The sequence below is a fragment of the Sphingomonas sp. LM7 genome, assembly GCF_002002925.1.
Taxonomy (GTDB): Bacteria; Pseudomonadota; Alphaproteobacteria; order Sphingomonadales; family Sphingomonadaceae; genus Sphingomonas.
The window spans coordinates 3,165,798-3,191,924 of sequence record NZ_CP019511.1 but is presented as its reverse complement, the minus strand read 5'-3'; the positions used below and the strand labels follow the sequence as shown (position 1 = coordinate 3,191,924).

Here is a 26,127-nt window from a genome sequence, read left to right as displayed (position 1 = left end):
TCACGTTGAGAGGGGACTCAGCCATGCGAAGGACGTATCTGCGCGCCATGTTGGTGTGCGCTTCGGCTCTTGGAGCCAGCATCTTCATTGCAGAGCCTGCACAGGCGCAGGCGACGCGAACTTGGGTTTCGGGCGTCGGCGACGATGCCAATCCTTGCAGCCGCACTGCTCCGTGCAAGACTTTCGCCGGCGCGATCTCCAAGACTGCGGCAGGCGGCGAGATCAATTGCCTCGATCCGGGCGGCTTTGGTGGAGTCACCATTGTCAAGGCAATGACGATCTCCTGCCTCTACACCGAAGGCGGCGTGCTTGTCGGCGGCACCAGCGGCATTACCATCAATGCCGGGGCTACCGACGTGGTCTATCTACGCGGCCTGGATATTTTCGGAGTCAGCTCTCCGGTGCACGGAGTGCGCTTCCTCGCAGGCGGCGCACTGCATATCGAAGAATCGACCATTCGCCGCTTCAATAGCGCAAATAGCCAAGGCGTGCTGTTCGCGCCGAGCGGCGCCGCCGCTCTCTACATCTCGAACACCACGATCAGCGACAACGGCAATGCGGGGACGGGCGGCGGCGTGCTGATCCAGCCGACCGGCGCAGGCGGAAGCGCGCGCGTAACACTGAGCAATGTCCGTGCGAACAACAACGCCGGAGCAGGCGTACGCGTCGAGACCAGCAACAACACCTCGCTGGCCGGAAGCGTCGTCACGATCACCGACAGCGAGATGATCGGCAACGTGCAAGGTTTGCTGGTCAACACGCCGGCATCGACGACCACCGCCACCGTGACGGTGACGAACAGCGCGATCAATTTCAATACCAGCCGCGGCATTCTGGCCGGCGGTGCGACGGCCCTGGTTCGGGTCGGCAACACCACGATTACCGGCAATGCCGCCGGGCTCCAGTCTGGTACCGGCGCGGTGATCAATTCCTATGGCGACAATCGCCTCGATGGAAACACTCCGGACGGTGCATTCACGCTACCGCTCCTTCCAAAGAAATAATCGTATCGCATGGGGGTGGTCTGGCCGGACCATCCCCATTGCAATTTATCGGCCAACACTCCGAGGCGACTAAGCCCTGCTAAGGGCGCTACCGGGCGAATATCTCCCGCCCGTGACCAACCCGGCACCCGGCAATCCTCGCTTTGCGAGCTTCGGACGCGGCGCGGTCGATTTCGCTGGCGGCGACGGCTACCCTTGCAACGCCACGCCCTTTCGCGGATCAGGCCGACAAACCAGTCGGAGTCCGCCCATGAAGACCAGAGCCGCCGTCGCATTCGAGGCGAAAAAACCGCTCGAGATCGTCGAACTCGATCTCGAAGGGCCCAAGGACGGTGAAGTGCTGGTCGAGATCATGGCGACCGGCATCTGCCATACCGACGCCTATACGCTCGACGGGCTCGATTCGGAGGGCATCTTCCCGTCGGTCCTTGGGCATGAAGGCGCGGGCGTAGTCCGCGAAGTCGGCCCGGGCGTGACCAGTGTGAAGCCCGGTGACCATGTCATCCCGCTTTACACCCCCGAATGCCGCCAGTGTAAGTCGTGCCTCAGCGGCAAGACCAACCTGTGCACCGCGATCCGCGCGACTCAGGGCAAGGGGCTGATGCCCGACGGCACCACCCGGTTCAGCCACAGGGGCCAGCCGATTTTCCATTATATGGGCTGCTCGACCTTCTCGAACTTCACCGTGCTGCCCGAGATCGCAGTGGCCAAGATCCGCGAGGACGCACCGTTCAAGACGAGCTGCTATATCGGCTGCGGCGTCACTACCGGGGTCGGCGCGGTGGTCAACACCGCCAAGGTCCAGGTCGGCGAGAACATCGTCGTGTTCGGGCTCGGCGGCATCGGCCTCAACGTGCTGCAGGGCGCGAGGATGGCCGGCGCCGACAAGATTATCGGTGTCGACATCAACCCCGACCGCGAGGAATGGGGCCGCAAATTCGGCATGACCAACTTCATCAACGCGCGCGGCAAATCGCGCGAACAAGTGATTGCGGAGATCCTGGCACTCACCGATGGCGGCGCGGACTACACCTTCGACTGCACCGGCAACACCGAAGTGATGCGCACAGCGCTGGAGGCATGCCATCGCGGCTGGGGCACCAGCATCATCATCGGCGTCGCCGAGGCGGGCAAGGAGATCAGCACGCGGCCGTTCCAGCTCGTCACCGGCCGCAACTGGCGAGGCACCGCGTTCGGCGGCGCCAAGGGGCGCACCGATGTGCCCACGATCGTCGATTGGTACATGAACGGCAAAATCGAGATCGACCCGATGATCACCCATGTCCTCAGTCTCGAGGAGATCAACAACGGCTTCGATCTGATGCATGCCGGCAAGAGCATTCGCAGCGTCGTGGTCTATTGATGACCGCTTCCTGGCTGCTGACACTCGACTGCGCTGACCGCCCCGGCATCGTGGCGGCGGTCAGCGGTTTTCTGGCGGAGCGCGGCGGGTTTATCCTCGACAGCCAGCAGTATGCCGATCTCGATGCAGAGCGCTTCTTCATGCGCGTTGAGTTCAAGGGAGTGGAAACACCGCTCGGCACCGATGCGCTGCGGGAAGCCTTCACGCCGGTGGCGGATCGCCTAATGCTCAACTGGGAATTGTCCGACACCGCCGATCGGCCGCGCGTGCTGATCGCAGTATCGCAGGGGTCGCATTGCCTAAACGACTTGCTGCACCGCTGGCAGACGCGCTCGCTGGGCGTCGAGATCGTCGGCGTCGTGTCGAACCACGAGGCGTTGCGGGCGCTTACTGAATGGCATGGGCTGCCGTTCACGCTGCTCCCCTCAGGAAAGGAAGCGCAGGAAACGGCGATGCTCGATCGATTCGACACGCTCGGTGCCGATTATCTGATCCTGGCGCGCTACATGCAAATCCTATCGCCGGCGCTCGCGGACCGGCTGGCGGGGCGCTGCATCAACATCCATCACAGCTTCCTGCCCAGCTTCAAGGGCGCGCGGCCCTACCACCGGGCGCATGAGCGCGGCGTCAAGCTGATCGGCGCGACCGCCCATTTCGTTACCAGCGATCTCGACGAAGGGCCGATCATCGAACAGGCAGTCGAGCGCATCGATCACCGCGCCTCAGTGGACGACATGATCCGCATTGGCCGCGACATCGAGGCGCAAGTCCTAGCGCGCGCAGTCCAGTGGGTCGGCGCGCGGCGGGTGTTTCTCAATGGCATCCGCACGATCGTTTTCCGGTAAAGGACGCGCATGGAAACGCTTTCGACCAACAAGTCGCATGGCGGCGTGCAGGGCGTGTATCGCCATGCCTCGCATACGACGGGCACCGACATGACTTTCTCGGTCTATGTGCCACCGCACGCCGAGGGCGCCAAGCTGCCGGTGCTCTGGTATCTCTCCGGACTGACCTGCACCCACGCCAACGTCACCGACAAGGGCGCGTATCGCCGCGCCTGTGCGGAGCAGGGCGTGATCTTCGTCGCGCCGGACACGTCGCCGCGCGGCGATGGCGTTCCAAATGACGAGGCCTATGATTTCGGCCAGGGCGCGGGCTTTTATGTCGATGCGACCGAGGCGCCATGGGCGCCACATTTCCACATGCGGTCCTATGTCGAGCAGGAACTGCCCGGGCTGATCGCTGCCGAATTTCCCGTCGACATGGGTCGGCAGGGCATCACCGGCCATTCGATGGGCGGGCATGGCGCGCTGACCGTGGCGTTGCGCAATCCGGATCGCTTCCGCAGCGTCTCGGCGTTCGCGCCAGTCGTCGCGCCGAGCGTCGTGCCGTGGGGCGAGAAGGCGCTAGGCGGCTATCTTGGTGCGGACCGCGACGGCTGGCGACCTTATGACGCCTGCGCGCTGATCCTCGGTGGCGCGCGCGTGCCCGAGCTGCTGGTCGATGTCGGCGATGCCGACCAGTTCCTTCACGATCAGCTTCGGCCCGAGTTGTTGCGCGCTGCCTGCGACGCGGCAGGCATTCCGCTGACGCTGCGGCTCCAGCCGGGCTATGACCACAGCTATTATTTCATCTCGACCTTCATGGCCGACCATATTGCCTGGCATGGGGCGCGGTTGGGGGGATGATCCGGTATGGCGTCCTGATCGTCGGGGCGGGGCATGCCGGCGCGCAGGCGGCGATCGCGCTTCGCCAGCACAAATTCGCGGGATCCGTCGCGCTGCTCGGCGACGAAGCCGAGCTTCCCTATGAGCGGCCGCCGCTTTCCAAGGAATATCTCGCCGGCGACAAGCCGTTCGAGCGGCTGCTGATCCGCAACGCCGCCTTCTGGGACGAGCGCCAGGTGACGCTGTTGCCTGGCCGCACCGCGATCCGCGTCGATCCGACGCGGCGCGAACTCGTCACCGCCGATGGCGAGACGATCGGCTATGGCAGCCTGATCTGGGCCGCGGGTGGCAAGCCGCGCCGGCTGGCCTGCGCCGGCGGCGACCTGGCCGGCGTGCATAGCGTCCGCACCCGCGCCGATGTCGACCGGATGATCGCCGAACTGCCCGACGTGCGCCGCGTCGCGGTGATCGGCGGCGGCTATATCGGGCTGGAGGCGGCGGCAGTGCTCGCGAAGCTCGGCCGAAGCGTCACCGTGCTGGAGGCACAGGACCGCGTGCTGGCGCGTGTCGCCGGCGAACCGCTGTCGCGCTTCTTCGAGGACGAGCATCGGACCCACGGCGTCGACCTGCGGATGGGCGTGACCGTCGACGCCATCGTCGGCGACGATCGCGTCACCGGAGTGCGACTGGCGGACGGCGAAGTCGTGCCGGCGGAAATGGCGATCGTCGGGATCGGCATCGATCCGGCGGTGACGCCGCTGCTCGATGCCGGCGCGGCAGGCGGCAACGGCGTGCTCGTCGACGCGCAGTGCCGTACTTCGCTGGCAGACGTGTTCGCAGTCGGCGACTGCGCGCTCCACGCCAATCGCTTTGCCGGGGCTCGCTGCATCCGGCTCGAATCGGTCCAGAACGCCAACGACCAGGCGACGGTGGCGGCGAAGACCATCCTCGGGATCGAGGCGGCATATGACGCCGTCCCCTGGTTCTGGTCGAACCAGTATGACCTCAAGCTCCAGACCGTCGGCATCTCCGCCGGTCACGACGCCACGGTGCTGCGCGGCGATCCGGCGAACCGCAGCTTCTCGGTGATCTATTTGCGCGCCGGGCGCGTGATCGCGCTCGACTGCGTCAACGCGACCAAGGACTATGTCCAGGGCCGCAAGCTGGTGCTCGAAGCTGCGGAAATCGACTCGGCGCGCCTTGCCGACGCTACTGTACCGCTCAAGGATCTCACCTGAACCGGGATCCGTTCATGCCGATATCTGCTTTGGGAGTGCGAACGAACATGCTCACCTGCCTGCGACGCGGCCTTGCCGCGCTGGCGCTGTTAGCCGCCCCCGCGGTCCACGCGCAGACCAAGGATGCCGATCCGGCGCTGTGGGTGGTGCAGGATGCCGACACGACGATCTATCTGTTCGGCACGGTGCATGTACTCAAACCGGGACTCAGCTGGTTCGACGAGGCGGTATGGGCGGCATACAACCAGAGCGATCAGGTCATGCTCGAGATGATCGAACCCGATCCGGCGACGATGGCGGGCGCGGTGATGAAGTTCGCAGTCAATCCCGACGGCCCGGCGCTGACCGAGAAACTGCCCGCCGACAAGCGCGCGGCCTATGCCGCGGTGCTGGCCGACCTTGGCATACCGGCAGTTGCCCTGGACCGGTTCGACCCCTGGTTCGCCGCAGTCACGCTGAGCGTCGCCGGCCTGCCCAAGCTCGGCTATAATTCGGAAAGCGGCGCCGAGCGCACGATATCCGCCGCGGCGAAGGCCGCCGGCAAGACGCTGGAGGGACTGGAGACCGCCGAAGAGCAGCTCGGCTTTTTCGACGGGTTGCCCGAGCCGCTTCAGATGAAGTTCCTCGTCTCGACGATCGACGACTATCCCAAGATGGGCAGCGAGCTCGACAAGATGGTGGCGAGGTGGGCCGCGGGCGACCCCGATGCGCTGGCAGCGACGCTCAACGAAAGCATGCGCGAGACCCCGGAGATCGGCAAACGCCTGCTTTCCGATCGCAATGCCCGCTGGGCCGAATGGATCGACCGGCGCATGCAGACGCCGGGCAATGTGTTTATCGCAGTCGGCGCAGGGCACCTTGCGGGCAATGACAGCGTTCAGGCGTGGCTGGCGAAGCGCAAGCTCATCGCCAAGCGCATCCGCTACTGATCGCTTCCGGAGAATATCGCATGTCCAAAGGTCCGCGCCCCCTTCTCGGGCTCTTTGCCGGCGTCGCAGCGGGGCTGGTGGCCTCGGCGGCGATGGCGGCCTTTCAGGCGCAGGCGCAAAAGCTGCTGCCGGACAGTGACGAGGATCCGGCAACGGTGAAGGCGGCCGACGCGGCGAGCGAAGTAGTGACCGGCGATCCGGTGCCCGAGCCCTATCGCGAGCCGGCGGGGCAGGCAGTCCATTATATCGCGGGCGCGGTGATCGGCGGCATCTATGGCGTGCTCACCGAGTACAAGGCCGAGGCGAGCGCCGGCTTCGGCAGCGCCTATGGTGTCGCCACTGCGGCGTTGCTCGACGAAGCGGCCGTGCCCGCGCTGGGGCTGTCGCCCGCGCCGGACGAGACGCCGCTTGCCACGCATGCCTATGGGGCGGCGTCGCATCTCGTCTATGGCTGGGTACTCGAAGGTGTCCGGGCGCTGATCGCGGGACGACGCTGACCTCTCCTCGGCCGAAAGCCGGGCCCGGCCTCGACGAACCGGCGCCCTCGATAATCTCGGATCGCGTAGCAACTGGCCCCGGCCTTCGCCGGGGAACAGATTGACACTCTAAAGCAGCAGATCCTGGTTCGCCGAATTGCGCCCGACTGCGCCGCCGCCGGTGCGCCGCATATATTCCTGCTCGGCGGTGTGACGCACATCGATGTCGCGATCGCCCAGGAAGACGGCGAGCGATTCGTCTTCGATCTCGCTCCATTCCTTGCCGCGATCAGGGCCGTAGCGGACACGCGGCAACAGCCCGGGCTCCTTCGACCAGGCGATCAATTGCTCGACGCTGGCTTCGTTGAGCATGTCGCGCAGGTGGAATGCCGTGACATAGGCGTCGGGGAAGGCGCGGTGCGCGGGCAGGCCGCGTTCATGCTCCATCCCCGCAGGCTTGCGCCAATAGCGCAGCATCTGGTTCGAAAAGCCCGGCGAGCTCGGCCATAGCCGCATCGCGCACTTCCAGGTGCAGATCCAGTCCGCGCCGCGCGTGAGCGAGGCGGTGCAGAATTGCTGCTCGAAATCGGCGCGGTGCGCGGCCAGCGCGACTCGCCGCGGCCAAGGATCGAGCACCGGACGCGCGACATCGTGCCAATAGGGCGCGTCGGCAACGTCCTCGTCGCGGATATGATGGATTGCCATCGTCAGCGGCGGGATCTGGCGTCCCGGATTGACCATCCGATTGCCGCCCTCGCCCATGATGTCCCAGCGGCCGTCGGGCTGGAGCGCGACGTCCTGCCAGCCGATCTCGCACACGCCATGGGTGGGCGGCGCCTGGCCGGTGGTCTCGAGATCGATGACGCGGATGATGGAAGGGGCGGGTGAGGCCATGGCGGCTAGGTGGGGCGTGACGTCACAAAATGCCAGCCGAAACTTGCGCTTGTTTCAACCCGACGACATCGACGACGCCCGATCCCGCCGGCCGGCGCTCTCCTGCTCGCGGCGCGCCCGATGCTGCTGCAGCAGCCCGTCGGCACGCTCGGCCAGCTCCTTGGTCGCCTGAATGCTTTCGCGGAGCGCAGCCTGCGAGTCTTCGATTTCGGAAATGTCGTTGATACGCTTGTCAGTCACGGTCCAGTCCCACTCGGGCGAATGAACCCTTGATGCAGATCAAGGTTCCAGTCGCCCGAGCGGTTCGACGTGGTTAATGCCCGGCCTGCGGGCCACGCTCCAGCCCGCTTGCGGCGAGCTGCGCGTCGATCATCGCCATCAACCGGTCCAGCCCCTCCTGGCTCTTCGCCTCGGCGCGGGCGACGAGCACATCCTGGGTGTTCGAGGCACGCAGCAGCCACCAGCCATCGGCCGTATTGACGCGTGCGCCGTCGGTGCGGTTGACGTCGGCACCTTCGGCTTCGAGGCGCTCCAGCACTTCGTCGATCACCGCGAACTTGCGCGTGTCCGACACCTGGAAGCGCATTTCCGGCGTGTTGATCATCGCGGGCATCTCATCCTTGAGCTGGGTGAGCGACTTGCCGATGACGTGCACCGCCTGGATCAGCCGAACCGCGGCGTATTGCGCGTCGTCGAAGCCGTAATAATTGTGCGCGAAGAAGATGTGGCCGCTCATCTCGCCGGCGAGCGGCGCATCGGTTTCCTTCATCTTGGTCTTGATCAGGCTGTGACCGGTCTTCCACATTAGCGGCGTACCGCCCAGTTCGGCGATGCGATCGTACAGCGCCTGGCTGGCCTTGACGTCGGCAATGATCGTCGCGCCGGGAAGCTCGCGCAGCACGGGTTCGGCCAAAATGGACAGAAGCTGGTCGCCCCAGACCACGCGGCCCTGCCCGTCGATCGCGCCCAGCCGATCGCCGTCACCATCGAAGGCAAGTCCGAAATCGAGGTTCTTCTCGGCGACAAGCCGCTTCAGGTCGGCGAGGTTCTTCTCTTCGGTAGGATCGGGATGATGGTTGGGGAAATTGCCATCCACTTCGGTGAAGATCGTATGATGCTCACCCGGCAGCAGCTTGACCAGCTTCTCGACCACCGGACCGGCGGCGCCGTTGCCCGTATCCCATCCGACGCGATAGGCGCCGCCGGCATAGCCTGCCATCAGCCGCCCGACATAATCATCGAGGATGTCGTAGTCGGTAACGGTGCCTTCGTCGCCGGGCTCGACCGATTCCCAATCGCCCTCCGCGGCCAGCTTGCCGAGCGTCTGGATATCCTCGCCGAAGAACGGACGATGCTGGAACACCATCTTGAAGCCGTTGTAATTGCCGGGATTATGGCTGCCGGTTATCTGGATGCCGCCATCCACTTCCAGCGTGGCCTCGGCATAATATAGCATCGGCGTGGGGCCGAGCCCGACGCGCACGACGTCGCAGCCCGACGCCGTGAGCCCCTCGACCAGCGCCGCTTCGAGTTCGAGCGACGAGACGCGGCCGTCGCGACCGACGGCGACGCGGTGTCCGCCCGCGCGGCGAAGCAGGGTTGCGAAGCCGCGCCCGATCGCGCGCGCGTCATCAGGGCCGAGCGCCTCCCCCACGATTCCGCGAATGTCGTACTCGCGCAGCGAAGTGGGGTCGAAACGGTGCGTCATGGTGCCTCCCGGGAAGATGTTGCCGGCCTAAATCTCGAGCGCGGCGAAAGTTCAATTGCGCCTGCGTAACAAGTCCAATTCGGCGGCCTGTGGCGGCTATGCGCTACGGCGAAGCAACGTATCGCGCGCGGCATTGATCCGCCGGGTCAATTCTTCCGATCCGCCCTTGTCGGGATGTACTGCGCTGACCAGCCGGCGATGCGCGCTGCGGATCATTTCCTCGTCGGCGTCGGCGCCGACTCCGAGGATGGCGCGCGCCTCGTCCTGCGGCATGCGGGGGCCGCTCGGCTTGGGCCGCGGCTTGAAGAACAGATAGTAGATCGCGCCGATGATCAGCGCGGCGAGGATCGCCTTGGTCATCAGGCGAACAGCGGCATGGTGACTTCGGGAAGCGCCAGCCCCGCCATCATCTCGCGCAGCTCCTGGCGCGCGGCAACATGGCTGAGGCCCATCTCGCCGAATTCGCGGCTGTCGAGCATGGTCAGCCCCTGCGGGAACAGCTCGCGATAGATCACGCGCTCCGACAGGCCGGAGATCACGCGGAAACCGACGCGCTTGGAGAGCTGGTCGATCGCTTCGGACACGCGGCGCATGTTGCGCGCCTCGATATGCTGCATGCGGTTGCGCAGGACGACCCAGTCGATCGTCTCGCCATCGGCCTTGGCGCGGCGCTTGCGCGACTCCCAGATCAGCTCCGAATAGAAGCTCGGGCGGGTGACCTTGTAGGTATCGGGATCGACATGGCCGATCAGGTCGAAATCGACGAAGCTGTCGTTCATCGGCGTGACCAGCGTATCGGCATTGGTGACCGCTATGCGGGCGAACTTGTCGTCGCGGCCGGGCGTATCGATCACCAGGAAATCGGCATCGGCGCCGAGCCGTTCGAGCGTCTCGCCGAAAAAGTCCATGCTCTCGCCGTCATGCGTCTCATAGACGGGCGTGGGCAGGTCGCGGCTGGTGCGCTTGACCGTTGCGAGGCGGTTGTCGAGGTAGCGCCCCATGGTGCGCTGGCGATGATCGAGATCGAAGCACGCCACCCGCGCGCCCTTCGCGGCGAGCGCGATCGCCGCATGGACCGCAGTGGTCGACTTGCCGGTGCCGCCCTTCTCATTGGCAAAAACGAGCACGTGCAAGCGCTTAGCTCCGTCGGTCAAGCCTATAACTTCCTTTGTTGATCCCGCAGCCCGTGCCCCATAGAAGGCCGCGCTTCTGTTGTATCGAAAGTGTCCAAGCGTGCAAACCGTCCGTCAGCTTGATGCCCTTCGCGCCGGCGTAACCGCCTGGCGCGCGGCGGGCGAGCGCGTCGCGCTGGTGCCGACGATGGGGGCGCTTCATGACGGGCATATGGCGCTGGTCGAAGCCGCCAAGCGGGCGGCCGAGCACGTCGTGGTGTCGATTTTCGTCAATCCCAGGCAATTCGGGCCGAACGAGGATCTCGCCAAATATCCGCGCAAGGAACTGGCCGATTCGCGGATGCTGTCGAATGCGGGGGTCGACTTGCTGTGGCTGCCCTCGGTCGAGATCATGTATCCCGACGGCTTCGCGACCAATGTGTCGGTCAGCGGCGTCAGCGACGTGCTGGACGGCGCGCACCGGCCGGGCCATTTCGACGGCGTGGCGACGGTGGTGGCCAAGCTGTTCAATCAGGTCGAGCCCGATATCGCGCTGTTCGGCGAGAAGGACTGGCAGCAACTCGCAGTGATCCGCCAGCTGGTCGTGGACCTGGACCTGGACATCGAGATCGTCGGGGTGCCGACCCAGCGCGAAGACGACGGCCTCGCCCTCTCCTCGCGCAACGCCTATCTGATCCCCGAGGAGCGCGCCCAGGCCGTGGCGCTGCCGCGCGCGCTGGGGCTGGCCGAGCGCGCGATCGCCAAGGGCGTCGAACCCGAGGCGGCGCTGGCGCAGGCACGCGAGATGCTCACCGCGGCGGGGTTCGAGATCGACTATGTCGCGCTTGCCGACGCCGCGACCTTGGGCGATCCGGTGCCGGGCCGGCCGATGCGGCTGCTCGCCGCGGCGCGGATCGGCGGCACCCGGCTGATCGACAATATCCCGGTGGCTACGAACGAATACGGTTAACCCTGTTAACCTTTTGTTTCACGCTTACCTGCCAATCCTTGCAGCAGTAGGGACCAGCAAGTGGATGAGCGGCAATGGGTAACAGTCTCAAGAGCGCACGTTTCCTGGTAGAGAGCCGGCTTCGCGACGCCACGCGCGGCGACGCCAAGGCCTGTTTCGACCTGGGCATCGTCTATTCGAGCGGCGCCGAGGGGATCGACGTCGATCTCGTCGAAGCGCACAAATGGTTCAACATCGCCGCCGTCTCGGGCAGCGAGCGCGCGCAGGAATGCCGCGCCGAAATCGCCGAGGACATGACCGCACGCGAAATCATCGAAGCGCAAAAGGCCGCACGCGCATGGCTGCGCGGGCTGGAGATGCGCGCAGCCTGATCGGTCTCAGCGCCGCCGGAACGCCCGGACCGCGATAATCGCGGTCGGAATACCGACGACGGCGCCGATGAAGAGGGTGTAGAATAGAAAGAAGACCATCGCGGCAATAGCCATGCCCGCGCCGTCGCTGGGCGGGGCTCCCGACGCGCCGATGAGCGCGATTGCGGTGACGATGACGAATAACACGATGGCGAGCGCGGGAAAGCTCAGCGCCGCACCCCAGATCTGCGCGCCCGCCGAGCGATTCGGCCGCCGCCTGACGAGCAGCCACGCGGCCAGGATCGTGACCAGGATCGCCGCGACGACCGACGCGATCAGGAATATCATGCCTTAGCTGCTGGCCGGTGCCGAAAGGACTGGCGACGCGTCACTCGGCCTTCTTCGCCGCGGCCTTCTTGGGTGCCGCCTTCTTGGCCGGCGCCTTTTTGGCAGCCGCCTTCTTCGGAGCAGCCTTTTTCTTGCCCTTGCCCTTTGCGGGACCGGCGGCGGCGCGGGCGTCGATCAGCTGGGCGGCTTCCTCGAGGGTGAGCTGGTCCTTGTCGATCGACTTGGGCAAGGTCGCATTGGTCTCGCCATCGGTGACATAGGCGCCGTAGCGGCCCTCCATCAGCTTGATCTCGGCCTCGGTACGTGGATGCTTGCCGAGAACCTTTAGCGGCTCGCGCGCGGCGCCGCGTGCCGGACGTCCACCGCCCGCAGCTGCCTCGGCGAGCTTGACCACCGCGGCGTTCATGCCGGTCTCGAACACCTCCGCGGTCGACTGGAGCCGCGCGTATTTGCCGTCATGCGCCAGATAGGGTCCGTAGCGGCCGATCGAGGCGGTAATCGGATTGCCGCTCTCCGGATGGGTGCCGACCGTCCGGGGCAGCTTGAGCAGCTTCAATGCCCATTCGAGATCGAGATCGATATCCTTGGGGATCGAGGCGCGCGCAGCTTCCTTGCCGTCGCCGAGCTGGATGTACGGCCCGAAGCGGCCCGACTTGCGCTCGACGTTGAGCCCCGATTCCGGATCGACGCCGAGAACCTCGGGACCCGTGTCCTCGCCCTCGCCGCCCGGCTGACCGAACCGGCGGGTGAACTTGCACTCGGGATAGTTGGAGCACGCGACGAACGCGCCGAACTTGCCCCCGCGCAGCGCGAGCTTGCCCTCGCCGCAATTGGGGCAGAGCCGCGGATCGCTGCCATCGGCCTTGGCGGGGAAAAGATAGGGTTCGAGGAACAGATCGAGCGCAGCGGTGACCTCGCTAGGCTTCTGCTCCATCACTTCGGTAGTGCGCGGCTTGAAGTCCTTCCAGAACTCGGCGAGCACTGCCTGCCATTCGGCGCGGCCGCCCGAAACGTCGTCGAGCTCTTCCTCGAGCTCGGCGGTGAAGTCGTAGCCGACATATTTCTGGAAGAAGCGTTCGAGGAACGCCGTCACCAGCCGCCCGCTCTCCTCGGCGAAGAAGCGGTTCTTCTCGACGCGCACATAGGCGCGGTCCTTCAAGGTCTGGATGATCGAGGCATAGGTCGACGGGCGGCCGATGCCGAGCTCTTCGAGACGCTTGACCAGCGAGGCTTCGGAGAAGCGCGGCGGCGGCTGGGTGAAGTGCTGCTCGGCGTGAACCGCCTTCTTGGCGGGTGCATCGCCCGCGGACATGCGCGGCAGGCGGCGCGAATCCTCGTCGCCTTCATCGTCGCGGCCTTCCTCGTACAGCGCGAGATAGCCGGGGAAGAGCACGACCTGGCCAGTGGCGCGCAGGCCGTGCTGGCCGCTGCCGTCCTCTAGATCGATGGTGGTGCGTTCCATGCGCGCCGACGCCATCTGGCTGGCGAGCGCGCGCTTCCAGATCAGGTCGTAGAGGCGGCCGTGATCGCCAGAACCCGCCTTGTCCTTCGAGAAGTCGGTCGGGCGGATCGCCTCATGGGCTTCCTGCGCGTTCTTGGCCTTGGTCTGGTACTGGCGCGGCTTGTCCGGGACATAGCCGCCGTCATAGCGCGTCGCGATCGCCCTGCGGGCTTCCTGGATCGCGTCGCCATCCATCTGGACGCCGTCGGTACGCATATAGGTGATCGCGCCGTCCTCGTAGAGGCCCTGCGCGATACGCATCGTGTGGCTCGCCGAGAAGCCGAGCTTGCGCGCAGCCTCCTGCTGGAGCGTCGAAGTGGTGAAGGGCGGCGGCGGATTGCGCATCGCCGGCTTGGTCTCGACCGAGGCGACCGAGAAGCGGCCTTCCTCCACTGCCCGCTTGGCGGCTTCGGCGCTCTTGCCGTCGCCGATCGTCAGGCGATCGATCTTGTCGCCCTTATACTTGACCAGCCGCGCGACGAACGGCGTGCCGTCCTGCTCCATGTCGGCGGTGACCGACCAATATTCCTGCGGCGTGAAGCCTTCGATCTCGCGCTCTCGATCGACGATGATGCGCAGCGCGACCGACTGGACGCGTCCCGCCGACTTGGCACCGGGCAGCTTGCGCCACAGCACCGGGGAGAGCGTGAAGCCGACGAGATAGTCGAGCGCGCGGCGGGCGCGATAGGCATCGATCAAGTCGGTATCGAGCTCGCGCGGCGCCTTCATCGCGGCGAGGATCGCCGGCTTGGTGATCGCATTGAAGGTGACGCGCTCGACTTCCTTGGGGAGCACCTTCTTGTTGCGGAGCACTTCCTGGACATGCCAGCTGATCGCCTCGCCTTCGCGATCGGGATCGGTCGCGAGGATCAGGCGGTCGGCCTTCTTGGCGAGATCGGAGATTTCCTTGAGCTGCCGAGACTTGTCGGCATAGGTCTCCCACTCCATCGCGAAGCCCTCATCGGGGTTCACCGATCCGTCGCGCGCGGGCAAGTCGCGGACATGGCCGTAGGACGCCAGGACGCGATAGTCCGAGCCGAGATATTTTTCGATGGTCTTCGCCTTGGCGGGCGATTCGACGATGACGAGCTGCATGGGGGTAAGCGATCCTCACGTGTACGCGTGTAAGGTGGGGACGGGTTTGCCGGGCCGTCAAGCGGGCGCGGAACGATCGTCGTCCGAACCAGCCAGAAGCGCATGGACCGCGACGGCGAAATACCAGGAGCCGATCGACGAGGCGAAGAAGAGCGCATTGGCGGCAAGCGCCAGGGCGAGGGGCGCCGGGCCGTACGGGGGATAGAGATACAGGATCGCAAACAAGCCCGCGACATAAGGCAGATTGATCAGCACCAGTGCCGCGGTGATCGATGTGGCCGCCGGCCGGGTGCGCCGCCAGCTGCGCGACATGGCCTCGCTCATGCTGGCGCCTTCCCCAATGACGAGCGGAGTCGCGACGACCCACCGCGCATAGAGATACAGGCCCGGCAGGATCAGCAGGAACAGTCCGATCATGATCGCAAGTCCGGTAACGATACCGAGACCGATATAAGACGCCACCCGCCCCGGCATGGCCCAGGCCCGATGCAGTTCCTCGCCCCGCAGCAAGGCACCGGTGATCGCAAAGTGAGCGAAGATCTCCGGTATCGTGATGACGAACTGGATCCGGGGATCGCCGTCGCCAAACACATCGACGGCGGTGCCGAGGGCGACGAGCGCGGTGAACCACAGCAGCCCCGGAAGCGGATGCGCCCGGACGAGCGCGGCTATTCGACGGAACAAGGCGTTGGTGTGAAAAGTCATGCAGGCCCCATCGCTACGCGGACGGAATGAGGCGCGGCAGATGTCGCCGTCAAGCGGGCTCGTTACGGAACCGTGCGGACTGCCGGGCGTATCCAGCGCGCGCAGCTTGGAGGCCGCATTGACCAGCGAGGAGAACCTGCCGCCCCCTGCCCGCCGCCATCGGCGCATCTGGATCGTCCTGGCGATACTCGTGGCGCTGATTGCCGCGGGCGCCATCGCCCTCCTGATCTTCGCACGTGACACGACGGTGGAGCCGCCGCCGCGCGTTACCGATCCGATCGAGACGCCGCGCCATGTCTCGGCGATCGCCGTGCCGCTCGACGTCAACACATCGGTGTTGTCGCAGGCGCTGGAGCGGGCGATCCCGCGCACGCTCTGGTCGATCGACCAGCATCTCGACGAATGCGTGCCGCCGACGCGGGTGCGGCTGTTCAAGAAGAAGCTGAAGGTCACGCCGTCGCTGGGCTGCACCGTCACGGGAACGGTGACGCGCGCGCCGATCCGGCTGCGCGGCCAGGGCGAGGACATCATTGCCGATATGCCGATCCACGCCACGATCGCCGCGCGCGACGTGGGCGGGATACTGAAGGGCGAGACCGCGACCGGATCGGCGATGGTCCATGCGCGGGTTCGCCTGACGCTGAACGAGGACTGGCGCGCGACCGCGAAGGTCCAGCTTCATTATGACTGGACCGAGCCGCCGGGCATCGACTTGCTGGGCAAAAGGATCACCTTCACCGACAAGGCCGACGAGAAGCTCCAGCCGATCGTCCGCGAGCTGGAGCGCACGCTGCCGCGCGAGATCGAGAAGCTCAACATCCGCGCCAAGGTCGCCGACGCATGGCGGCAGAGCTTCACCTCGCTGTCGCTGAACGAGGAGAATCCGCCGGTGTGGATGCGGATCACGCCGCAGAAGCTCAGCTATGGCGGGTACAGCCTCTCCGGCGGCAAGCTGCGGCTCAAACTGGGGATGGCGGCGCTGACCGAGACCTTTGTCGGCCCGCGTCCGCAGGATCCCGCACCGATTCCATTGCCGCCGCTGACGCGCGCGGCGGGCGGAGAGCAATTGCGCTTCTTCGTGCCGGTGATCGCCGATTATGCCCAATTGGAGCCGGTGATCCTCAAGGCACTGACCAAGCGATCGCAGCGGCCCTTCGTGCTGCCGGGGATCGGGCCGGTGGCGGCGCGGTTCGAGAAGGTGGTCGGCTATGGCACGGCCGGCGGACGCATCGCAGTTGGGCTGACGCTGGCGGCCCGGCCCGAAGGCAGCAGCGAGGAGACCCGCGGGATCGTCTGGATCACCGCCAAGCCGGTCAACGCGCCCAATTCGCAACGCGTGTCGTTCGAGGGACTGGCCGTGAACGGCAACACCGATGGCGTCGGCGGCGACATCCTGGTCCAGCTCGTCCGCAACCCGGCGGTCGCCAGCGTCGTCGCGCAATCGCTCACCCAGAATTTCGAGCGCGATTTCCAGAAGCTGCTCGGCAAGGTGGAGCGCGCGATCGTCGAGAAGCGGACGGGCGATTTCGTGATCCGCGCCGATATCGGGCAGGTCCGCACCGGCGTGCTGCAGGCCGGAGGACAGGGGCTGTATCTGCCGGTCTGGGCCGACGGATCGGCCCGGGTCGAATATCGCCCGCATTAAGTGGTGAGGCTGACCTTGCCGCCGGCGTGACGCTCCAGCCGGCCGGCCAGTTCGAGTTCGAGCAGCACGGTCTGGACGATCGCGGGGCTGAACCCGGCCTGGCGGACGAGTTCGTCCACGGCGACCGGCACCGGGCCGAGCAACCCGGTCACCCGCCGGCGCTCGGCATCGCCGGCGTCTTCGGGCGGCGGGCCTTCGAAGCGGCTCGTCGGCGATCGTACGGCGCGGGCGTCGATCGGGCGGATCGCCTCGAGGATGTCGTCGACCGACTGGACCAGGGTCGCGCCCTCGCGGATCAGCAGATTGCAGCCCTGCGCGCGCGGATCGAGCGGCGAGCCGGGGACTGCCATGACCTCGCGCCCGGCTTCGGCGGCGATGCGCGCGGTAATCAGCGAGCCCGAACGCGGTGCGGCCTCGACCACCACCGTGCCCAGCGCGAGCCCGGCGATGACGCGGTTGCGCGAGGGGAAGAAGCGCGCGAGCGGCTCGGTGCCCGGCGGTTGCTCGGCGACGAGCAGGCCCTCCTGCGCGACGCGCTCCTGGAGCTCGGCATTCTCCGGCGGGAAGGCGATGTCGATCCCGCTGGCGATCACGCCGACGGTGCCGCCGGCCAGCGATCCGACATGCGATGCGGTATCGACGCCGCGGGCGAGGCCGGAAACCACCGTCACGCCCTGGTCGGCCAGCCCGAGCGCCAGCTGGCGGGCGAAGCGGCACGCGGCGGCGGAGGCGTTGCGCGCGCCGACCATAGCGATGCAGGTGCGCCGGGCGAGCGCGACGTTGCCGCGGACAATCAGCGCAGGCGGGGCGCTATCCAGTTCGGCGAGTAGCGGCGGATAGTCGGAATCGCCGAGGAACAGGTAGCGCGCGCCGATCTTCTCGACTCGGGCGATCTCGCGGCGGACCGCGCCGGCATCGGCGATCGCGGGTGCGCGGCCACCACCGCGTGCCGCGAGCATCGGCAATGCGTCGAGCGCCGCGGAGGCGGAGCCGAAGCGCGCGATCAGCTGGCGCCAGGTGATCGGGCCTATGTTCGCCGAGCGAAGCAGCCGCAACGGTGCCTCGCGCGGGTCGCTCATGCGCGGGCCGGCGCCGGCGCGTCAGTCACGCGTCTTGCCGACGCGCGGCTCGGTGCCGCTCAGCAGCCGGTCGATATTCTCGCGATGCTTCCACAGCACGATCAGCGCGAGCGCGAGCAGCGGCAGGACCAAGTCGATGCGGCCCCAGAATGCGGCGCTGACCGGCGCGCTGATCGCCGCGGTGATCCCGGCGAGCGACGAGATGCGCAGCCCGGCGAGCAGTCCTAGCCACACCGCCGCATAGACCAGCCCCGACGGCCAGTGCAGCGCGACGACGATGCCCATCAGCGTCGCGACGCCCTTGCCGCCGCGAAAGCGCAGCCAGAGCGGATAGCAATGGCCGAGAAAGGCGCCGACGCCCGCGAGCACCGCGGTTCCGGGGAACAGCCAGCCGGCGAGCAGCACTGCGGCGGCGCCCTTGGCGAGATCGAGCAGCAGGGTCGCGGCCGCCAGCCCCTTGCGCCCGGTGCGCAGGACGTTGGTCGCGCCGATATTGCCCGAGCCGATCTGGCGCAGGTCACCGGCGCCCGCCATCTGCGTGAGCAGTACGCCGAACGGGATCGACCCCAGCAGATAGCCGAGCAGGATCGCAGCGGCAGCAGGCATCCAGACGATTTCGGTTGGCAAAATAACCCCCTGTCCCCGCCAGCATAATCCATGTCGGGCGGGGTGCAACCGCCGCCTGCCGCGCAGTTGACGCCGCACCGGCCGCGCGCCATGCGCCCGCCATGGCCGATCGCCGCCCGATCCTGTTCTTCGATTCCGGCGTCGGCGGGCTTTCGGTGCTCGCGCCGGCCGCGGCGCTGCTGCCACAGGCGCCGCTGGTCTATGTCGCCGATTCGGCGGGCTTCCCATACGGGACGCGCAGCGAAGCCGAGATCGCCGCGCGGGTGCCCGCGCTGCTCGGCCGGCTCGCCGAGCGCTATGATCCGCGGCTGATCGTCATCGCGTGCAACACCGCCTCGACGATCGCGCTGCAGCATGTCCGCGCGGCGCTGGACATTCCGATCGTCGGCACCGTTCCCGCGATCAAGCCCGCCGCCGAAGCCAGCCGGACCCGCGTCATCGGCGTGCTCGGCACTGCCGCGACGGTGCGCCAGCCCTATGTCGACGATCTCGCCGCACGTTTCGCCGCGGATTGCGTGGTGCTGCGCCACGGTTCGGCCGAGCTGGTCGAGATGGCCGAGGCTGCGCTGGGCGGGGACCGGCCCTCGGTGGAAGAAATTCGCGCGGCGCTGGCGGGGCTGACGGGGCAGGACCGCGGCGAAGACATCGACGTGATCGTCAATGCCTGCACCCATTTCCCGCTGCTCGCCGACGAACTCGTCGCGGCTACCGGCGGCAGAATCCACTTCGTCGATGGCGGACCGGGGATCGCGCGGCGCATCGCGCATCTGACACAAGGGCAGCAATGGCCGGACCAGCCGCTTCCCGGCCGGGCGGTGTTCACCGCGACAAGTGCGCGCACCGAAAGACTGGCGCCCGCGCTGGCGCGATTCGGATTGCGCGAAATAGAATCGCTCTAGGCGGCCGCGCCCGACGAGCCCGAACCCGAGCTTCGCACCAAGGTCGAATAGCGTTCCGCCATTTCGAGATGGATGCGCTTCGCAATCAAATCGTCGGCGCGCGCGGCATGACCGCGCTCCTGCCGCTCGCGCTGGCGATAATAATCGAGATCTCGCCCACCCTGACTGTCGCTCATCTTGCCGCTCCGTAGAACAAGCGGGAGCACCCTGGCTCTCAGTCGCGCGCCTGCTTGATAGCCGAGTCGCCCGCGATGGTTTCATTCTTACCACATCTATCGCATGTCCAAGCTGATCCGGATCAGCTTGGACAAAATGTCCCAGCGCACTTTCGATCGCCCGGCTGTACCAAATGCGCTCCGCGCAGGGCCGCGCCGAGAGTACCCCGATCGGGTGGGTGGCAATTCGTGACTTTTGGAGATAGTGGGACTCGCATGCGCATCGAGGAAAGCCCTTCGCCCGCAGTCGATTATTCGCGGGTCTTCAATCAGGCGATCGACCGGCTTCACGCCGAAGGTCGATATCGCGTGTTCATCGACATCCTGCGCAACAAGGGCGCCTACCCCAACGCACGCTGCTTCGCCGGGCATAACGGGCCCAAGCCGATCACCGTGTGGTGCTCCAACGATTACCTCGCCATGGGGCAGCATCCCAAGGTGATCGCGGCGATGGAGGAAGCGCTCCACGACGTCGGCGCGGGCTCGGGCGGGACGCGCAACATCGGCGGCAACACGCATTATCATATCGAGCTAGAGCATGAGCTGGCCGACCTGCACGGCAAGCAGGGCGCGCTGATCTTCACCTCGGGCTATGTCTCGAACGAAGCGACGCTGGCGACGCTGGGCAAGATCCTGCCCGGCTGCATCATCTATTCGGACGAATTGAACCACGCTTCGATGATCGCGGGCATCCGCAATTCGGGCTGCGAGAAGCGCGTGTTCCGCCATAACGACCTGGCGCATCTCGAAGAGCTGCTCGCCGCCGACGAGTCGAGCGCGCCCAAGCTGATCGCATTCGAGAGCGTCTATTCGATGGACGCCGACATCGCACCGATCGCCGAGATCTGCGACCTGGCGGACAAGTACAACGCGCTGACCTATCTCGACGAAGTCCATGCCGTGGGCATGTACGGCGCGCGCGGCGGCGGGATCTCGGAGCGCGATGCCGTTGCCGAGCGGCTGACGATCATCGAAGGCACGCTGGGCAAGGCGTTCGGGGTGATGGGCGGCTATATCGCCGCCGACCAGATGATCATCGACGTGATTCGCAGCTATGCGCCGGGCTTCATCTTCACCACGTCGCTGTCCCCCGTGCTGGTCGCCGGCGCGCTGGCGAGCGTCAAGCATCTCAAGGCATCGAGCGTCGAGCGCGAAGGCCAGCAGGCGGCCGCGGCGCAGCTCAAGGCGCTGATGGCCGAGGCCGGGCTGCCGGTGCTGCCATCGACCACGCATATCGTGCCGCTGATGGTCGGCGATCCGGTCAAGGCCAAGAAGATCAGCGACGTGCTGCTCGCCGAATACGGCGTCTACGTCCAGCCGATCAATTACCCCACGGTGCCGCGCGGCACCGAGCGGCTGCGCTTCACCCCCGGGCCAGCGCACGACGAGGGCATGATGCGCGAACTGGTAGGCGCACTGGTCGAGATCTGGGGCCGGCTGGAGCTGCGGCGCGCGGCCTGACGGCGTGGGCGGGTCCTGACGCCCGCGACATCCCAACGTGGCGTCAGGCTATATTCGATACCCCTTCCTTGCAGGGACGAGAGTCTTTGGGCGGACGCCCCGGAGGCGGCTAGTCCTGGCCGAGCACTGCGCTCCACGCATAGCCGCGGTAGAGCGGAGTGAATTCGAGACTCATCCCATGCGCTTCGGCCACGCGCCGGAGCACCGCAGGCAGTTCGCGGCGGGGGTAGACGTGGAAATCGTTGAGCGACTTGAAGTGCAGCCGCTTCAGCGCGCCCGGCAACCGCTCATATTGGCCGAAGTCGACGATGTGGAGACTGCCGCCCGGCGCGAGGCTCGTCGCGCTCCGCTCGATCGCTTCCTGCCACGGTGGGATCATCGACAGCGTGTAGCTCATGAAGATCCGGTCGACCTTCTCCAGGCCGAACAGCCGCGCCGTATCGAAATTGCCGGCATCCCCCTGCGCCAGCGCGATCCGATCGGACAGCCCGGTGCGCGCAACCGACCTCCGCGCGGTCTCCAGCATCGCCTCGCTGATGTCGAAGCCGTGGAAGCGCGCATCTGGCCAGGCCTTTGCCGCGACGATCAGGTTGCGCGCGGTGCCGCAGCCGACTTCGACCACGGTTCCGCCCGGCGGCGGCGCGAGGTTGCGGATCAGCTGGTCGCGGCCGAGGAGGTAGAACTTACGCGTGAGGTCGTAGAAGTGGCGGTGGAGCGAATAGACATCGTCCATCAGCGCCTGCTGCCCGGCGGCGATCGTGCTCATGCGTGCGGCCTCAGCGTCCAGAGGTGAGTGGCGCCATAGACCGACGAGCGGTCGCGCCGCGTCCAGTCGTCGCGCCTTGCCGCATCGGCATAGTCCCATTGGTCGAGGATCGCCGCGGGCACATGGCCGGCGACGACGTCGGGCGCGGCGGCGGTGCGATAGAGTATGCGCGCGCCGGGCCTGGCCGTGCGGGTGATCTCGCTCCAGATCCGGGTGAGCTGCGCGTCGGTCATCCAATCCTGCGCGTCGAGCAGGATATAGCGGTCGAGCGACTGCGCCGGCATGCTCTCCAGATAATCGGCATAGTTGGTGTGGCGGATCTCGACGCGGTCGGCGCGGTCGCGGATCCCGGCATAATTGCCCGCCTGGAGATAGGGCGGCAGCGGCGCATCGTCATGCTTGCCATAACCGCGGCCGAACGCCTGCCAGGCGTAGAAATTGTCCTTGATGTCGAAGTCGCAGGCGAGCTTGCGCAGCCGGCTCTTGAGCGCGCCGGTAATGCCCTGTGCATCATCGACCTTGAGCAGATCATATTGCGCGGGCGGGATACCGAAGCCGAACAGGGCGGCGGGCTGATCGACCAGCCAGCGCAGGAATTTCTTTTCGAAGAACGGCGCGAGCCGCGTCTCGAAGATCGCGCGCTGCTCCTCGATCGACTGCGCCTTTAGGATCTCGCGCGGATCGATGCGATAGAGCCAGCCGAGGAAATGGACGAAGCCGATCAGCTTGCCGAGCAGCCCCTGGCGATAGAAGCCGGTCGCGAAGCCAGAGATGCGGCGGCGGCCGTTCCACTCGCGTCCTTCCCAATAAGCGCGGGTCGTTGCGTCGAGATGCGGGCGCAGGTGGCGCTCGTACAGCGCGATATTCTCGGCACGATCGGCATGTGCGAAAAAGCTGCGCAGGCTGGCATGATCGGGCAGATGCAGCGCCGCAGCCTGTTTGAGCTTGTTGAGCGCGACATGCGCGGGGTTGAGATCGACTGCGGTGATCGCCCTGGGATTCGCAGTCAGATAGGAGAAGACGTTGCAGCCGCCCGAGGCGATCGTGACGACATGGCAGTCGGGCGTGATCGCCAGTGCCTCCATGTCGATGACCGGGTCTTCCCATATCTGGGCGTAGACGAGACCCCGGAAGGCGAAGGTGAAGGCGCGTTCGAGCAGGCCTTCCTTGCTGAGATGCTCGTGGCGATGCACCGCACCGCGAACCGCGCCGTTCTTCGGCGCCCTTGCAAGAGTTCCCATGGCCGGACTCCAGATGCGCACCGCCCGAGCCGCCGGGCGGCGTCGCGCCCTGCTAGCCCGGGCGTGTGACGCCTTCCTGTCAGTCAGGTCACGGTTTCGTGACGCCGCCGGCTTCGGGCCAGTCGGTGTCGCCGGCGCGCGTGAGCGTCATTTCGAAGAAACGCTGGGGCGGCTTGCCGTCGGCGACATAATCGCCGGTCTCGATCCATTTGTCGGCCGAGAGCGTGGCCGAATAACGAATCTTGGCGGGGCCGGCGGGAATGTCCCAGCTCCAGCCGGTGTCGGTGACCTTGAGCTCGAAGCGCCCGCTGCGCCCCTGAGCATGGCTGTTCATCCAGTAGGTCTTGGCCGCGGGATCATAGGAGATCGTGGCGAAGGCATGGAAGCCGACCTTGCCGTCTTCCAGGAAGCCCTTGCCCTCGACCAGGGTGAGCGTGCCGTCGAGGAACGGGCCGACGCGCTCGGTCTGGGTGAGGCTGACTTCGCCGTGCTGGCCGCGGCTAACGCCGGTGCCGCGCCATAGACCGCGCATCGGCGCGATCCTGGCCATCGCCGCCTGCTGCGCCGCGACGGCCGCGGTATCGGCACCCTGGGCGTGCGCCGCCACCGGAAGCGCCAGTGCGAATGCGCAGGCCAGAATCATCGTCTTCATTGAAGTCCCCGTTGCTCTGCCGGGTGCGCGATGGCAGCCTTTCCGCCATGCCTGCAGCCCCGACCACTCGCCAGAACCGCCGGGATGCCGCGTCGGACAAGCTGCGTTTCGCGAACCGCGTTCCCGGCTTCGCGAAACGCGTATGGCGCGATCCGCCGCCGGGATTTCCCCTGCTGTGGATCGCCTGCCTCGGCGCGGCGGGGCTGATGGTGGTGACCGGCGGGTTTGGAACCGGGCGCTTTGCGATCGGCCCGCGCATCGCCTTCTGGCTACTGTTGATGGGCTGGAATGCACTCAAGTGGCAGCTCTGGTTCGCCTGGCGGGTGCGCAAACCCGGCGACTGGCCGCGCGCGTCGCTGATCGGCACGCTATTGCTCAATCTTTCGCTGCCGGTCGAAATTGCGCTGTGCGGCGTCGCGGTCGGCGCGCCGTTCATGCTCGACCCGTTCGAGACCTGGGGAAACGCGCTGGCGATCTCGGGCGTGATCATCGCCGTCGCCTCGATGGTCGCGTGGGTGGTGCTCAATCGGTCGAAGCCCGAGGTCCCGCCGATTCCCGACAGCGGTCTGCTCGGCCGTGCCCGGGTGACGCCCGAAGCGCTCGCCGCAGTCGAGGCCGAGGACCATTATTGCCGGGTTCGCAGCCGCGACGGACAAAGCGCACTGATTCATTATCGCTTCGGCGACGCGCTGATCGAACTGGCCGGCCTGGACGGTGCGCAGGTGCATCGCGGCGCCTGGGTGGCGGGGGACGCCGTGGAGGGTGCGGAACGCGACGGGCGGCGGTGGCTGTTACGGCTGGTCGATGGCGCCGCGGTGCCGGTCAGCGCGACCTATGCGCCCGAAGCGCGGCGGCGCGGGTGGCTGCGCCGCCGCTGAGCCCAGTCAATCGCGGCAATAGCCTTCGCCCTGTTTGACGGTGAGGCAGTCCTTCTTGCCGGCGAGGTATTTCAGGCCGGTCGCATCGCCATTGGTGGCACGCAGCACCTGCTGGCCGTCGGGGCGGCGGAAGGCGATGCCGGCATCGGTGCCGGTGCCTTCGAAGCTGCCCTTGTCGTCGAGCGTATATTGCATGTCGAGCTTGTAGCGGCCGGGATCGTCGGTCTTGGCGATGGTCAGGATCGTGCCCTCGACACCGGTCCACTTGCCGACCCAGGCATCGCGATCGGTGGGCGCGGCGATGTTGGTCACCGTCTCGCCGAGCGAGGTGGCGCCTTCCTCGACGGCATTGGCGACTGCCGATCCCGTGGATTCGACGGCGTTGCCGGTCTCCTGGGCGGCCTGATCGGCGGTGTTGCAGGCGGCAAGGCCGAGGACGAGCGGGGCGAGGCCCAAGGCAAGGGGTGCGAGGCGCATGGCATTCTCTCCTGGATACGCGTCCGCCCGCGCGGGAAGGCACGGGCGGCTACTAGGGTCGGGACGGGATCAGCGCGTCGCGTTGTCGATCGCGTTGCCCACGCCTTCGGCGCGCTGGCCGACATCATCGGCGAAATTGTCGAGCTCGCGGCCGGCATCGTCGGTGGCGTTGGCGATCGTGTCGCCGGCGTCATTGGCCGCGTTCTCGAGCGAAGCACCGGTGCGGTCGAGCGTGGCGCTCAGATTGTCCTCCGCGCTTTCGGAGCAGGCGGCGAGGCCGAGCGCGAGCGCGGGAAGGAGGGCGAATATCGTCTTACGCATGTCGGTCTCCGAATAGTCGGTCTAGCCAGCGCGGTCCTCGGAGGGTACGGGAGCGCGCATGTCGCACCGCATCGCCATCGCTTCGGACCACGCCGCCTTCGCCATGAAGTCCGAACTCGCCGAATGGTTGCGTAACGAAGGCCATGATGTGCTCGATCTGGGCACCAACGGGCCCGAAAGCGTCGACTATCCCGATTACGGCTTCCGCCTGGGCCACGCGATCGAATCCGGCGACGCCGCGTTCGGCGTGGCGATCTGCGGATCGGGGATCGGCATCTCGATCGCCGTCAACCGCATCGCCGCCGCGCGCTGCGCGCTGGTTTCCGAGCCGCTTTCCGCCAGCCTTGCCCGCCAGCACAACGACGCCAACGTAGTCGCGCTCGGCGCGCGGCTGATCGGCATCGAAATGGCCAAGGCATGTGTCACCGCTTTCCTAGAGACCGAGTTCCTCGGCGATCGGCACCAGCGCCGGGTCGAGAAGCTCAGCAACCCGCAAGGAGCCTGAG

30 protein-coding genes are annotated in these 26,127 nt (G+C 66.6%); 14 read left to right on the top strand and 16 right to left on the bottom strand.

All coding sequences use genetic code 11. From position 1 onward, the window contains the following. The first annotated feature begins 23 nt into the window (after positions 1-23). From BXU08_RS14795 to BXU08_RS14765, 7 genes are all read left to right on the top strand, one after another. A complete protein-coding gene (locus BXU08_RS14795; RefSeq protein WP_077510755.1) occupies positions 24-1,004 on the top strand; it encodes a right-handed parallel beta-helix repeat-containing protein in 981 nt (326 codons plus the stop codon). Between the two features lie 250 nt (positions 1,005-1,254). Continuing rightward, the gene (locus BXU08_RS14790; protein ID WP_077510754.1) at positions 1,255-2,367 is read left to right on the top strand and encodes an S-(hydroxymethyl)glutathione dehydrogenase/class III alcohol dehydrogenase; all 1,113 of its coding nucleotides are present in this window, start codon (positions 1,255-1,257) and stop codon (positions 2,365-2,367) included. Continuing rightward, a complete protein-coding gene (gene purU, locus BXU08_RS14785; protein ID WP_077510753.1) occupies positions 2,367-3,212 on the top strand; it encodes a formyltetrahydrofolate deformylase in 846 nt (281 codons plus the stop codon). The genes BXU08_RS14790 and purU overlap by 1 nt, the downstream gene beginning before the upstream one ends. 9 nt (positions 3,213-3,221) lie before the next feature. Further along, a complete protein-coding gene (gene fghA / locus BXU08_RS14780; protein ID WP_077510752.1) occupies positions 3,222-4,055 on the top strand; it encodes an S-formylglutathione hydrolase in 834 nt (277 codons plus the stop codon). Continuing rightward, positions 4,052-5,272 (top strand): NAD(P)/FAD-dependent oxidoreductase, encoded by a 1,221-nt coding sequence (locus BXU08_RS14775; RefSeq protein ID WP_077510751.1) that lies wholly within the window; start codon positions 4,052-4,054, stop codon positions 5,270-5,272. The genes fghA and BXU08_RS14775 overlap by 4 nt, the downstream gene beginning before the upstream one ends. A gap of 47 nt (positions 5,273-5,319) precedes the next feature. After that, positions 5,320-6,201 carry a TraB/GumN family protein gene (locus BXU08_RS14770; RefSeq protein WP_077510750.1) on the top strand — a complete coding sequence of 294 codons (882 nt, stop codon included), beginning with the start codon at positions 5,320-5,322 and terminating at the stop codon, positions 6,199-6,201. Between the two features lie 20 nt (positions 6,202-6,221). Beyond that, positions 6,222-6,698: a DUF1440 domain-containing protein gene (locus BXU08_RS14765; protein ID WP_077510749.1), complete on the top strand. Its 477-nt coding sequence runs from the start codon at positions 6,222-6,224 to the stop codon at positions 6,696-6,698. Positions 6,699-6,806: 108 nt separating this feature from the next. On the opposite strand, the gene BXU08_RS14760 is transcribed toward BXU08_RS14765, so the two are convergent. From BXU08_RS14760 to BXU08_RS14740, 5 genes are all read right to left on the bottom strand, one after another. Next, positions 6,807-7,571 carry an exonuclease domain-containing protein gene (locus BXU08_RS14760; protein ID WP_077510748.1) on the bottom strand — a complete coding sequence of 255 codons (765 nt, stop codon included), beginning with the start codon at positions 7,569-7,571 and terminating at the stop codon, positions 6,807-6,809. Between the two features lie 54 nt (positions 7,572-7,625). Beyond that, positions 7,626-7,811, bottom strand: coding sequence for a hypothetical protein (locus BXU08_RS14755; RefSeq protein WP_077510747.1), 186 nt, complete (start codon positions 7,809-7,811; stop codon positions 7,626-7,628). Between the two features lie 73 nt (positions 7,812-7,884). After that, the gene (gene pgmG / locus BXU08_RS14750) at positions 7,885-9,279 is read right to left on the bottom strand and encodes a phosphoglucomutase/phosphomannomutase PgmG (RefSeq protein ID WP_077510746.1); all 1,395 of its coding nucleotides are present in this window, start codon (positions 9,277-9,279) and stop codon (positions 7,885-7,887) included. Between the two features lie 96 nt (positions 9,280-9,375). After that, positions 9,376-9,639, bottom strand: a complete 264-nt coding sequence (locus BXU08_RS14745; RefSeq protein WP_077510745.1) for a J domain-containing protein — start codon at positions 9,637-9,639, stop codon at positions 9,376-9,378. Beyond that, the gene (locus BXU08_RS14740) at positions 9,639-10,412 is read right to left on the bottom strand and encodes a division plane positioning ATPase MipZ (RefSeq protein ID WP_376787762.1); all 774 of its coding nucleotides are present in this window, start codon (positions 10,410-10,412) and stop codon (positions 9,639-9,641) included. Before BXU08_RS14740 ends, BXU08_RS14745 begins: the two co-directional genes overlap by 1 nt. 100 nt (positions 10,413-10,512) lie before the next feature. Between BXU08_RS14740 and panC the strand changes: the two genes are divergently transcribed. Then, positions 10,513-11,361, top strand: a complete 849-nt coding sequence (gene panC / locus BXU08_RS14735; RefSeq protein ID WP_077510743.1) for a pantoate--beta-alanine ligase — start codon at positions 10,513-10,515, stop codon at positions 11,359-11,361. A 74-nt stretch (positions 11,362-11,435) separates the two neighbouring features. Continuing rightward, on the top strand, positions 11,436-11,732 hold the full coding sequence (locus BXU08_RS14730; RefSeq protein ID WP_056610337.1) for a sel1 repeat family protein: 297 nt from the start codon (positions 11,436-11,438) through the stop codon (positions 11,730-11,732). Between the two features lie 6 nt (positions 11,733-11,738). On the opposite strand, the gene BXU08_RS14725 is transcribed toward BXU08_RS14730, so the two are convergent. Genes BXU08_RS14725 through BXU08_RS14715 form a run of 3 tightly spaced genes read right to left on the bottom strand, consistent with a single transcriptional unit; the run spans position 11,739 to position 15,576 of the window. Further along, positions 11,739-12,059 (bottom strand): hypothetical protein, encoded by a 321-nt coding sequence (locus tag BXU08_RS14725; RefSeq protein WP_077510742.1) that lies wholly within the window; start codon positions 12,057-12,059, stop codon positions 11,739-11,741. A 40-nt stretch (positions 12,060-12,099) separates the two neighbouring features. Further along, positions 12,100-14,655 (bottom strand): type I DNA topoisomerase, encoded by a 2,556-nt coding sequence (topA, locus tag BXU08_RS14720; RefSeq protein ID WP_077510741.1) that lies wholly within the window; start codon positions 14,653-14,655, stop codon positions 12,100-12,102. Positions 14,656-14,712: 57 nt separating this feature from the next. After that, positions 14,713-15,576 carry a glycerophosphoryl diester phosphodiesterase membrane domain-containing protein gene (locus BXU08_RS14715; protein ID WP_077512440.1) on the bottom strand — a complete coding sequence of 288 codons (864 nt, stop codon included), beginning with the start codon at positions 15,574-15,576 and terminating at the stop codon, positions 14,713-14,715. On the opposite strand from BXU08_RS14715, the gene BXU08_RS14710 reads away from it, so the two are divergent. Continuing rightward, positions 15,551-17,005 carry a DUF4403 family protein gene (locus BXU08_RS14710; protein ID WP_253190385.1) on the top strand — a complete coding sequence of 485 codons (1,455 nt, stop codon included), beginning with the start codon at positions 15,551-15,553 and terminating at the stop codon, positions 17,003-17,005. The genes BXU08_RS14715 and BXU08_RS14710 overlap by 26 nt on opposite strands. Here BXU08_RS14710 and dprA read toward each other — a convergent pair. Next, positions 17,002-18,084: a DNA-processing protein DprA gene (gene dprA / locus BXU08_RS14705; RefSeq protein ID WP_077510739.1), complete on the bottom strand. Its 1,083-nt coding sequence runs from the start codon at positions 18,082-18,084 to the stop codon at positions 17,002-17,004. The two genes, BXU08_RS14710 and dprA, sit on opposite strands and share 4 nt — an antisense overlap. A gap of 21 nt (positions 18,085-18,105) precedes the next feature. Further along, a complete protein-coding gene (gene plsY, locus BXU08_RS14700; protein WP_077510738.1) occupies positions 18,106-18,690 on the bottom strand; it encodes a glycerol-3-phosphate 1-O-acyltransferase PlsY in 585 nt (194 codons plus the stop codon). Positions 18,691-18,812: 122 nt separating this feature from the next. Between plsY and murI the strand changes: the two genes are divergently transcribed. Further along, a complete protein-coding gene (gene murI, locus BXU08_RS14695) occupies positions 18,813-19,610 on the top strand; it encodes a glutamate racemase (RefSeq protein ID WP_077510737.1) in 798 nt (265 codons plus the stop codon). On the opposite strand, the gene BXU08_RS14690 is transcribed toward murI, so the two are convergent. Continuing rightward, complete coding sequence (locus BXU08_RS14690; protein ID WP_077510736.1) at positions 19,607-19,786, bottom strand: hypothetical protein; 180 nt, start codon at positions 19,784-19,786, stop codon at positions 19,607-19,609. The genes murI and BXU08_RS14690 overlap by 4 nt on opposite strands. Positions 19,787-20,041: 255 nt before the next feature. On the opposite strand from BXU08_RS14690, the gene hemA reads away from it, so the two are divergent. Then, entirely contained in the window at positions 20,042-21,286 is a 1,245-nt protein-coding gene (gene hemA, locus BXU08_RS14685; protein WP_077510735.1) for a 5-aminolevulinate synthase, read from the top strand. Between the two features lie 109 nt (positions 21,287-21,395). Here the strand turns inward: hemA and BXU08_RS14680 are convergent, their stop codons facing one another. The 3 genes from BXU08_RS14680 to BXU08_RS14670 form a co-directional block, all read right to left on the bottom strand. Then, entirely contained in the window at positions 21,396-22,052 is a 657-nt protein-coding gene (locus tag BXU08_RS14680; protein WP_077510734.1) for a class I SAM-dependent methyltransferase, read from the bottom strand. After that, on the bottom strand, positions 22,049-23,293 hold the full coding sequence (locus BXU08_RS14675; RefSeq protein WP_077510733.1) for a DUF3419 family protein: 1,245 nt from the start codon (positions 23,291-23,293) through the stop codon (positions 22,049-22,051). Before BXU08_RS14675 ends, BXU08_RS14680 begins: the two co-directional genes overlap by 4 nt. An 88-nt stretch (positions 23,294-23,381) precedes the next feature. Beyond that, positions 23,382-23,945 carry a DUF1579 domain-containing protein gene (locus BXU08_RS14670; RefSeq protein ID WP_253190384.1) on the bottom strand — a complete coding sequence of 188 codons (564 nt, stop codon included), beginning with the start codon at positions 23,943-23,945 and terminating at the stop codon, positions 23,382-23,384. Positions 23,946-23,992: 47 nt separating this feature from the next. On the opposite strand from BXU08_RS14670, the gene BXU08_RS14665 reads away from it, so the two are divergent. Next, entirely contained in the window at positions 23,993-24,823 is an 831-nt protein-coding gene (locus tag BXU08_RS14665; RefSeq protein ID WP_171982530.1) for a LytTR family DNA-binding domain-containing protein, read from the top strand. 6 nt (positions 24,824-24,829) lie between these two features. Here the strand turns inward: BXU08_RS14665 and BXU08_RS14660 are convergent, their stop codons facing one another. Continuing rightward, positions 24,830-25,300, bottom strand: coding sequence for a hypothetical protein (locus tag BXU08_RS14660; protein ID WP_150125543.1), 471 nt, complete (start codon positions 25,298-25,300; stop codon positions 24,830-24,832). Between the two features lie 69 nt (positions 25,301-25,369). After that, on the bottom strand, positions 25,370-25,621 hold the full coding sequence (locus BXU08_RS14655) for a hypothetical protein (protein ID WP_077510730.1): 252 nt from the start codon (positions 25,619-25,621) through the stop codon (positions 25,370-25,372). Positions 25,622-25,679: 58 nt separating this feature from the next. Between BXU08_RS14655 and rpiB the strand changes: the two genes are divergently transcribed. Continuing rightward, positions 25,680-26,126, top strand: a complete 447-nt coding sequence (gene rpiB / locus BXU08_RS14650; RefSeq protein ID WP_077510729.1) for a ribose 5-phosphate isomerase B — start codon at positions 25,680-25,682, stop codon at positions 26,124-26,126. The last annotated feature ends 1 nt before the right edge of the window (position 26,127 follow it).

Excerpts from the sequence above, each read along its gene's own strand:
- BXU08_RS14655 (WP_077510730.1), bottom strand. The coding sequence starts at position 25,621 with ATGCGTAAGACGATATTCGCCCTCCTTCCCGCGCTCGCGCTCGGCCTC.
- BXU08_RS14760 (WP_077510748.1), bottom strand. The coding sequence starts at position 7,571 with ATGGCCTCACCCGCCCCTTCCATCATCCGCGTCATCGATCTCGAGACC.
- topA (WP_077510741.1), bottom strand. The coding sequence starts at position 14,655 with ATGCAGCTCGTCATCGTCGAATCGCCCGCCAAGGCGAAGACCATCGAA.
- fghA (WP_077510752.1), top strand. The coding sequence starts at position 3,222 with ATGGAAACGCTTTCGACCAACAAGTCGCATGGCGGCGTGCAGGGCGTG.
- hemA (WP_077510735.1), top strand. The coding sequence starts at position 20,042 with ATGCGCATCGAGGAAAGCCCTTCGCCCGCAGTCGATTATTCGCGGGTC.
- purU (WP_077510753.1), top strand. The coding sequence starts at position 2,367 with ATGACCGCTTCCTGGCTGCTGACACTCGACTGCGCTGACCGCCCCGGC.
- pgmG (WP_077510746.1), bottom strand. The coding sequence starts at position 9,279 with ATGACGCACCGTTTCGACCCCACTTCGCTGCGCGAGTACGACATTCGC.
- plsY (WP_077510738.1), bottom strand. The coding sequence starts at position 18,690 with ATGCCTGCTGCCGCTGCGATCCTGCTCGGCTATCTGCTGGGGTCGATC.
- BXU08_RS14680 (WP_077510734.1), bottom strand. The coding sequence starts at position 22,052 with ATGAGCACGATCGCCGCCGGGCAGCAGGCGCTGATGGACGATGTCTAT.
- murI (WP_077510737.1), top strand. The coding sequence starts at position 18,813 with ATGGCCGATCGCCGCCCGATCCTGTTCTTCGATTCCGGCGTCGGCGGG.
- BXU08_RS14725 (WP_077510742.1), bottom strand. The coding sequence starts at position 12,059 with ATGATATTCCTGATCGCGTCGGTCGTCGCGGCGATCCTGGTCACGATC.
- dprA (WP_077510739.1), bottom strand. The coding sequence starts at position 18,084 with ATGAGCGACCCGCGCGAGGCACCGTTGCGGCTGCTTCGCTCGGCGAAC.
- BXU08_RS14730 (WP_056610337.1), top strand. The coding sequence starts at position 11,436 with ATGGGTAACAGTCTCAAGAGCGCACGTTTCCTGGTAGAGAGCCGGCTT.
- BXU08_RS14795 (WP_077510755.1), top strand. The coding sequence starts at position 24 with ATGCGAAGGACGTATCTGCGCGCCATGTTGGTGTGCGCTTCGGCTCTT.
- BXU08_RS14790 (WP_077510754.1), top strand. The coding sequence starts at position 1,255 with ATGAAGACCAGAGCCGCCGTCGCATTCGAGGCGAAAAAACCGCTCGAG.
- BXU08_RS14660 (WP_150125543.1), bottom strand. The coding sequence starts at position 25,300 with ATGCGCCTCGCACCCCTTGCCTTGGGCCTCGCCCCGCTCGTCCTCGGC.
- BXU08_RS14675 (WP_077510733.1), bottom strand. The coding sequence starts at position 23,293 with ATGGGAACTCTTGCAAGGGCGCCGAAGAACGGCGCGGTTCGCGGTGCG.
- rpiB (WP_077510729.1), top strand. The coding sequence starts at position 25,680 with ATGTCGCACCGCATCGCCATCGCTTCGGACCACGCCGCCTTCGCCATG.
- BXU08_RS14715 (WP_077512440.1), bottom strand. The coding sequence starts at position 15,576 with ATGGCGCCCGCGGCAATCAGCGCCACGAGTATCGCCAGGACGATCCAG.
- BXU08_RS14670 (WP_253190384.1), bottom strand. The coding sequence starts at position 23,945 with ATGAAGACGATGATTCTGGCCTGCGCATTCGCACTGGCGCTTCCGGTG.
- BXU08_RS14690 (WP_077510736.1), bottom strand. The coding sequence starts at position 19,786 with ATGAGCGACAGTCAGGGTGGGCGAGATCTCGATTATTATCGCCAGCGC.
- BXU08_RS14665 (WP_171982530.1), top strand. The coding sequence starts at position 23,993 with ATGCCTGCAGCCCCGACCACTCGCCAGAACCGCCGGGATGCCGCGTCG.
- BXU08_RS14775 (WP_077510751.1), top strand. The coding sequence starts at position 4,052 with ATGATCCGGTATGGCGTCCTGATCGTCGGGGCGGGGCATGCCGGCGCG.
- BXU08_RS14745 (WP_077510745.1), bottom strand. The coding sequence starts at position 9,639 with ATGACCAAGGCGATCCTCGCCGCGCTGATCATCGGCGCGATCTACTAT.
- BXU08_RS14770 (WP_077510750.1), top strand. The coding sequence starts at position 5,320 with ATGCTCACCTGCCTGCGACGCGGCCTTGCCGCGCTGGCGCTGTTAGCC.
- BXU08_RS14765 (WP_077510749.1), top strand. The coding sequence starts at position 6,222 with ATGTCCAAAGGTCCGCGCCCCCTTCTCGGGCTCTTTGCCGGCGTCGCA.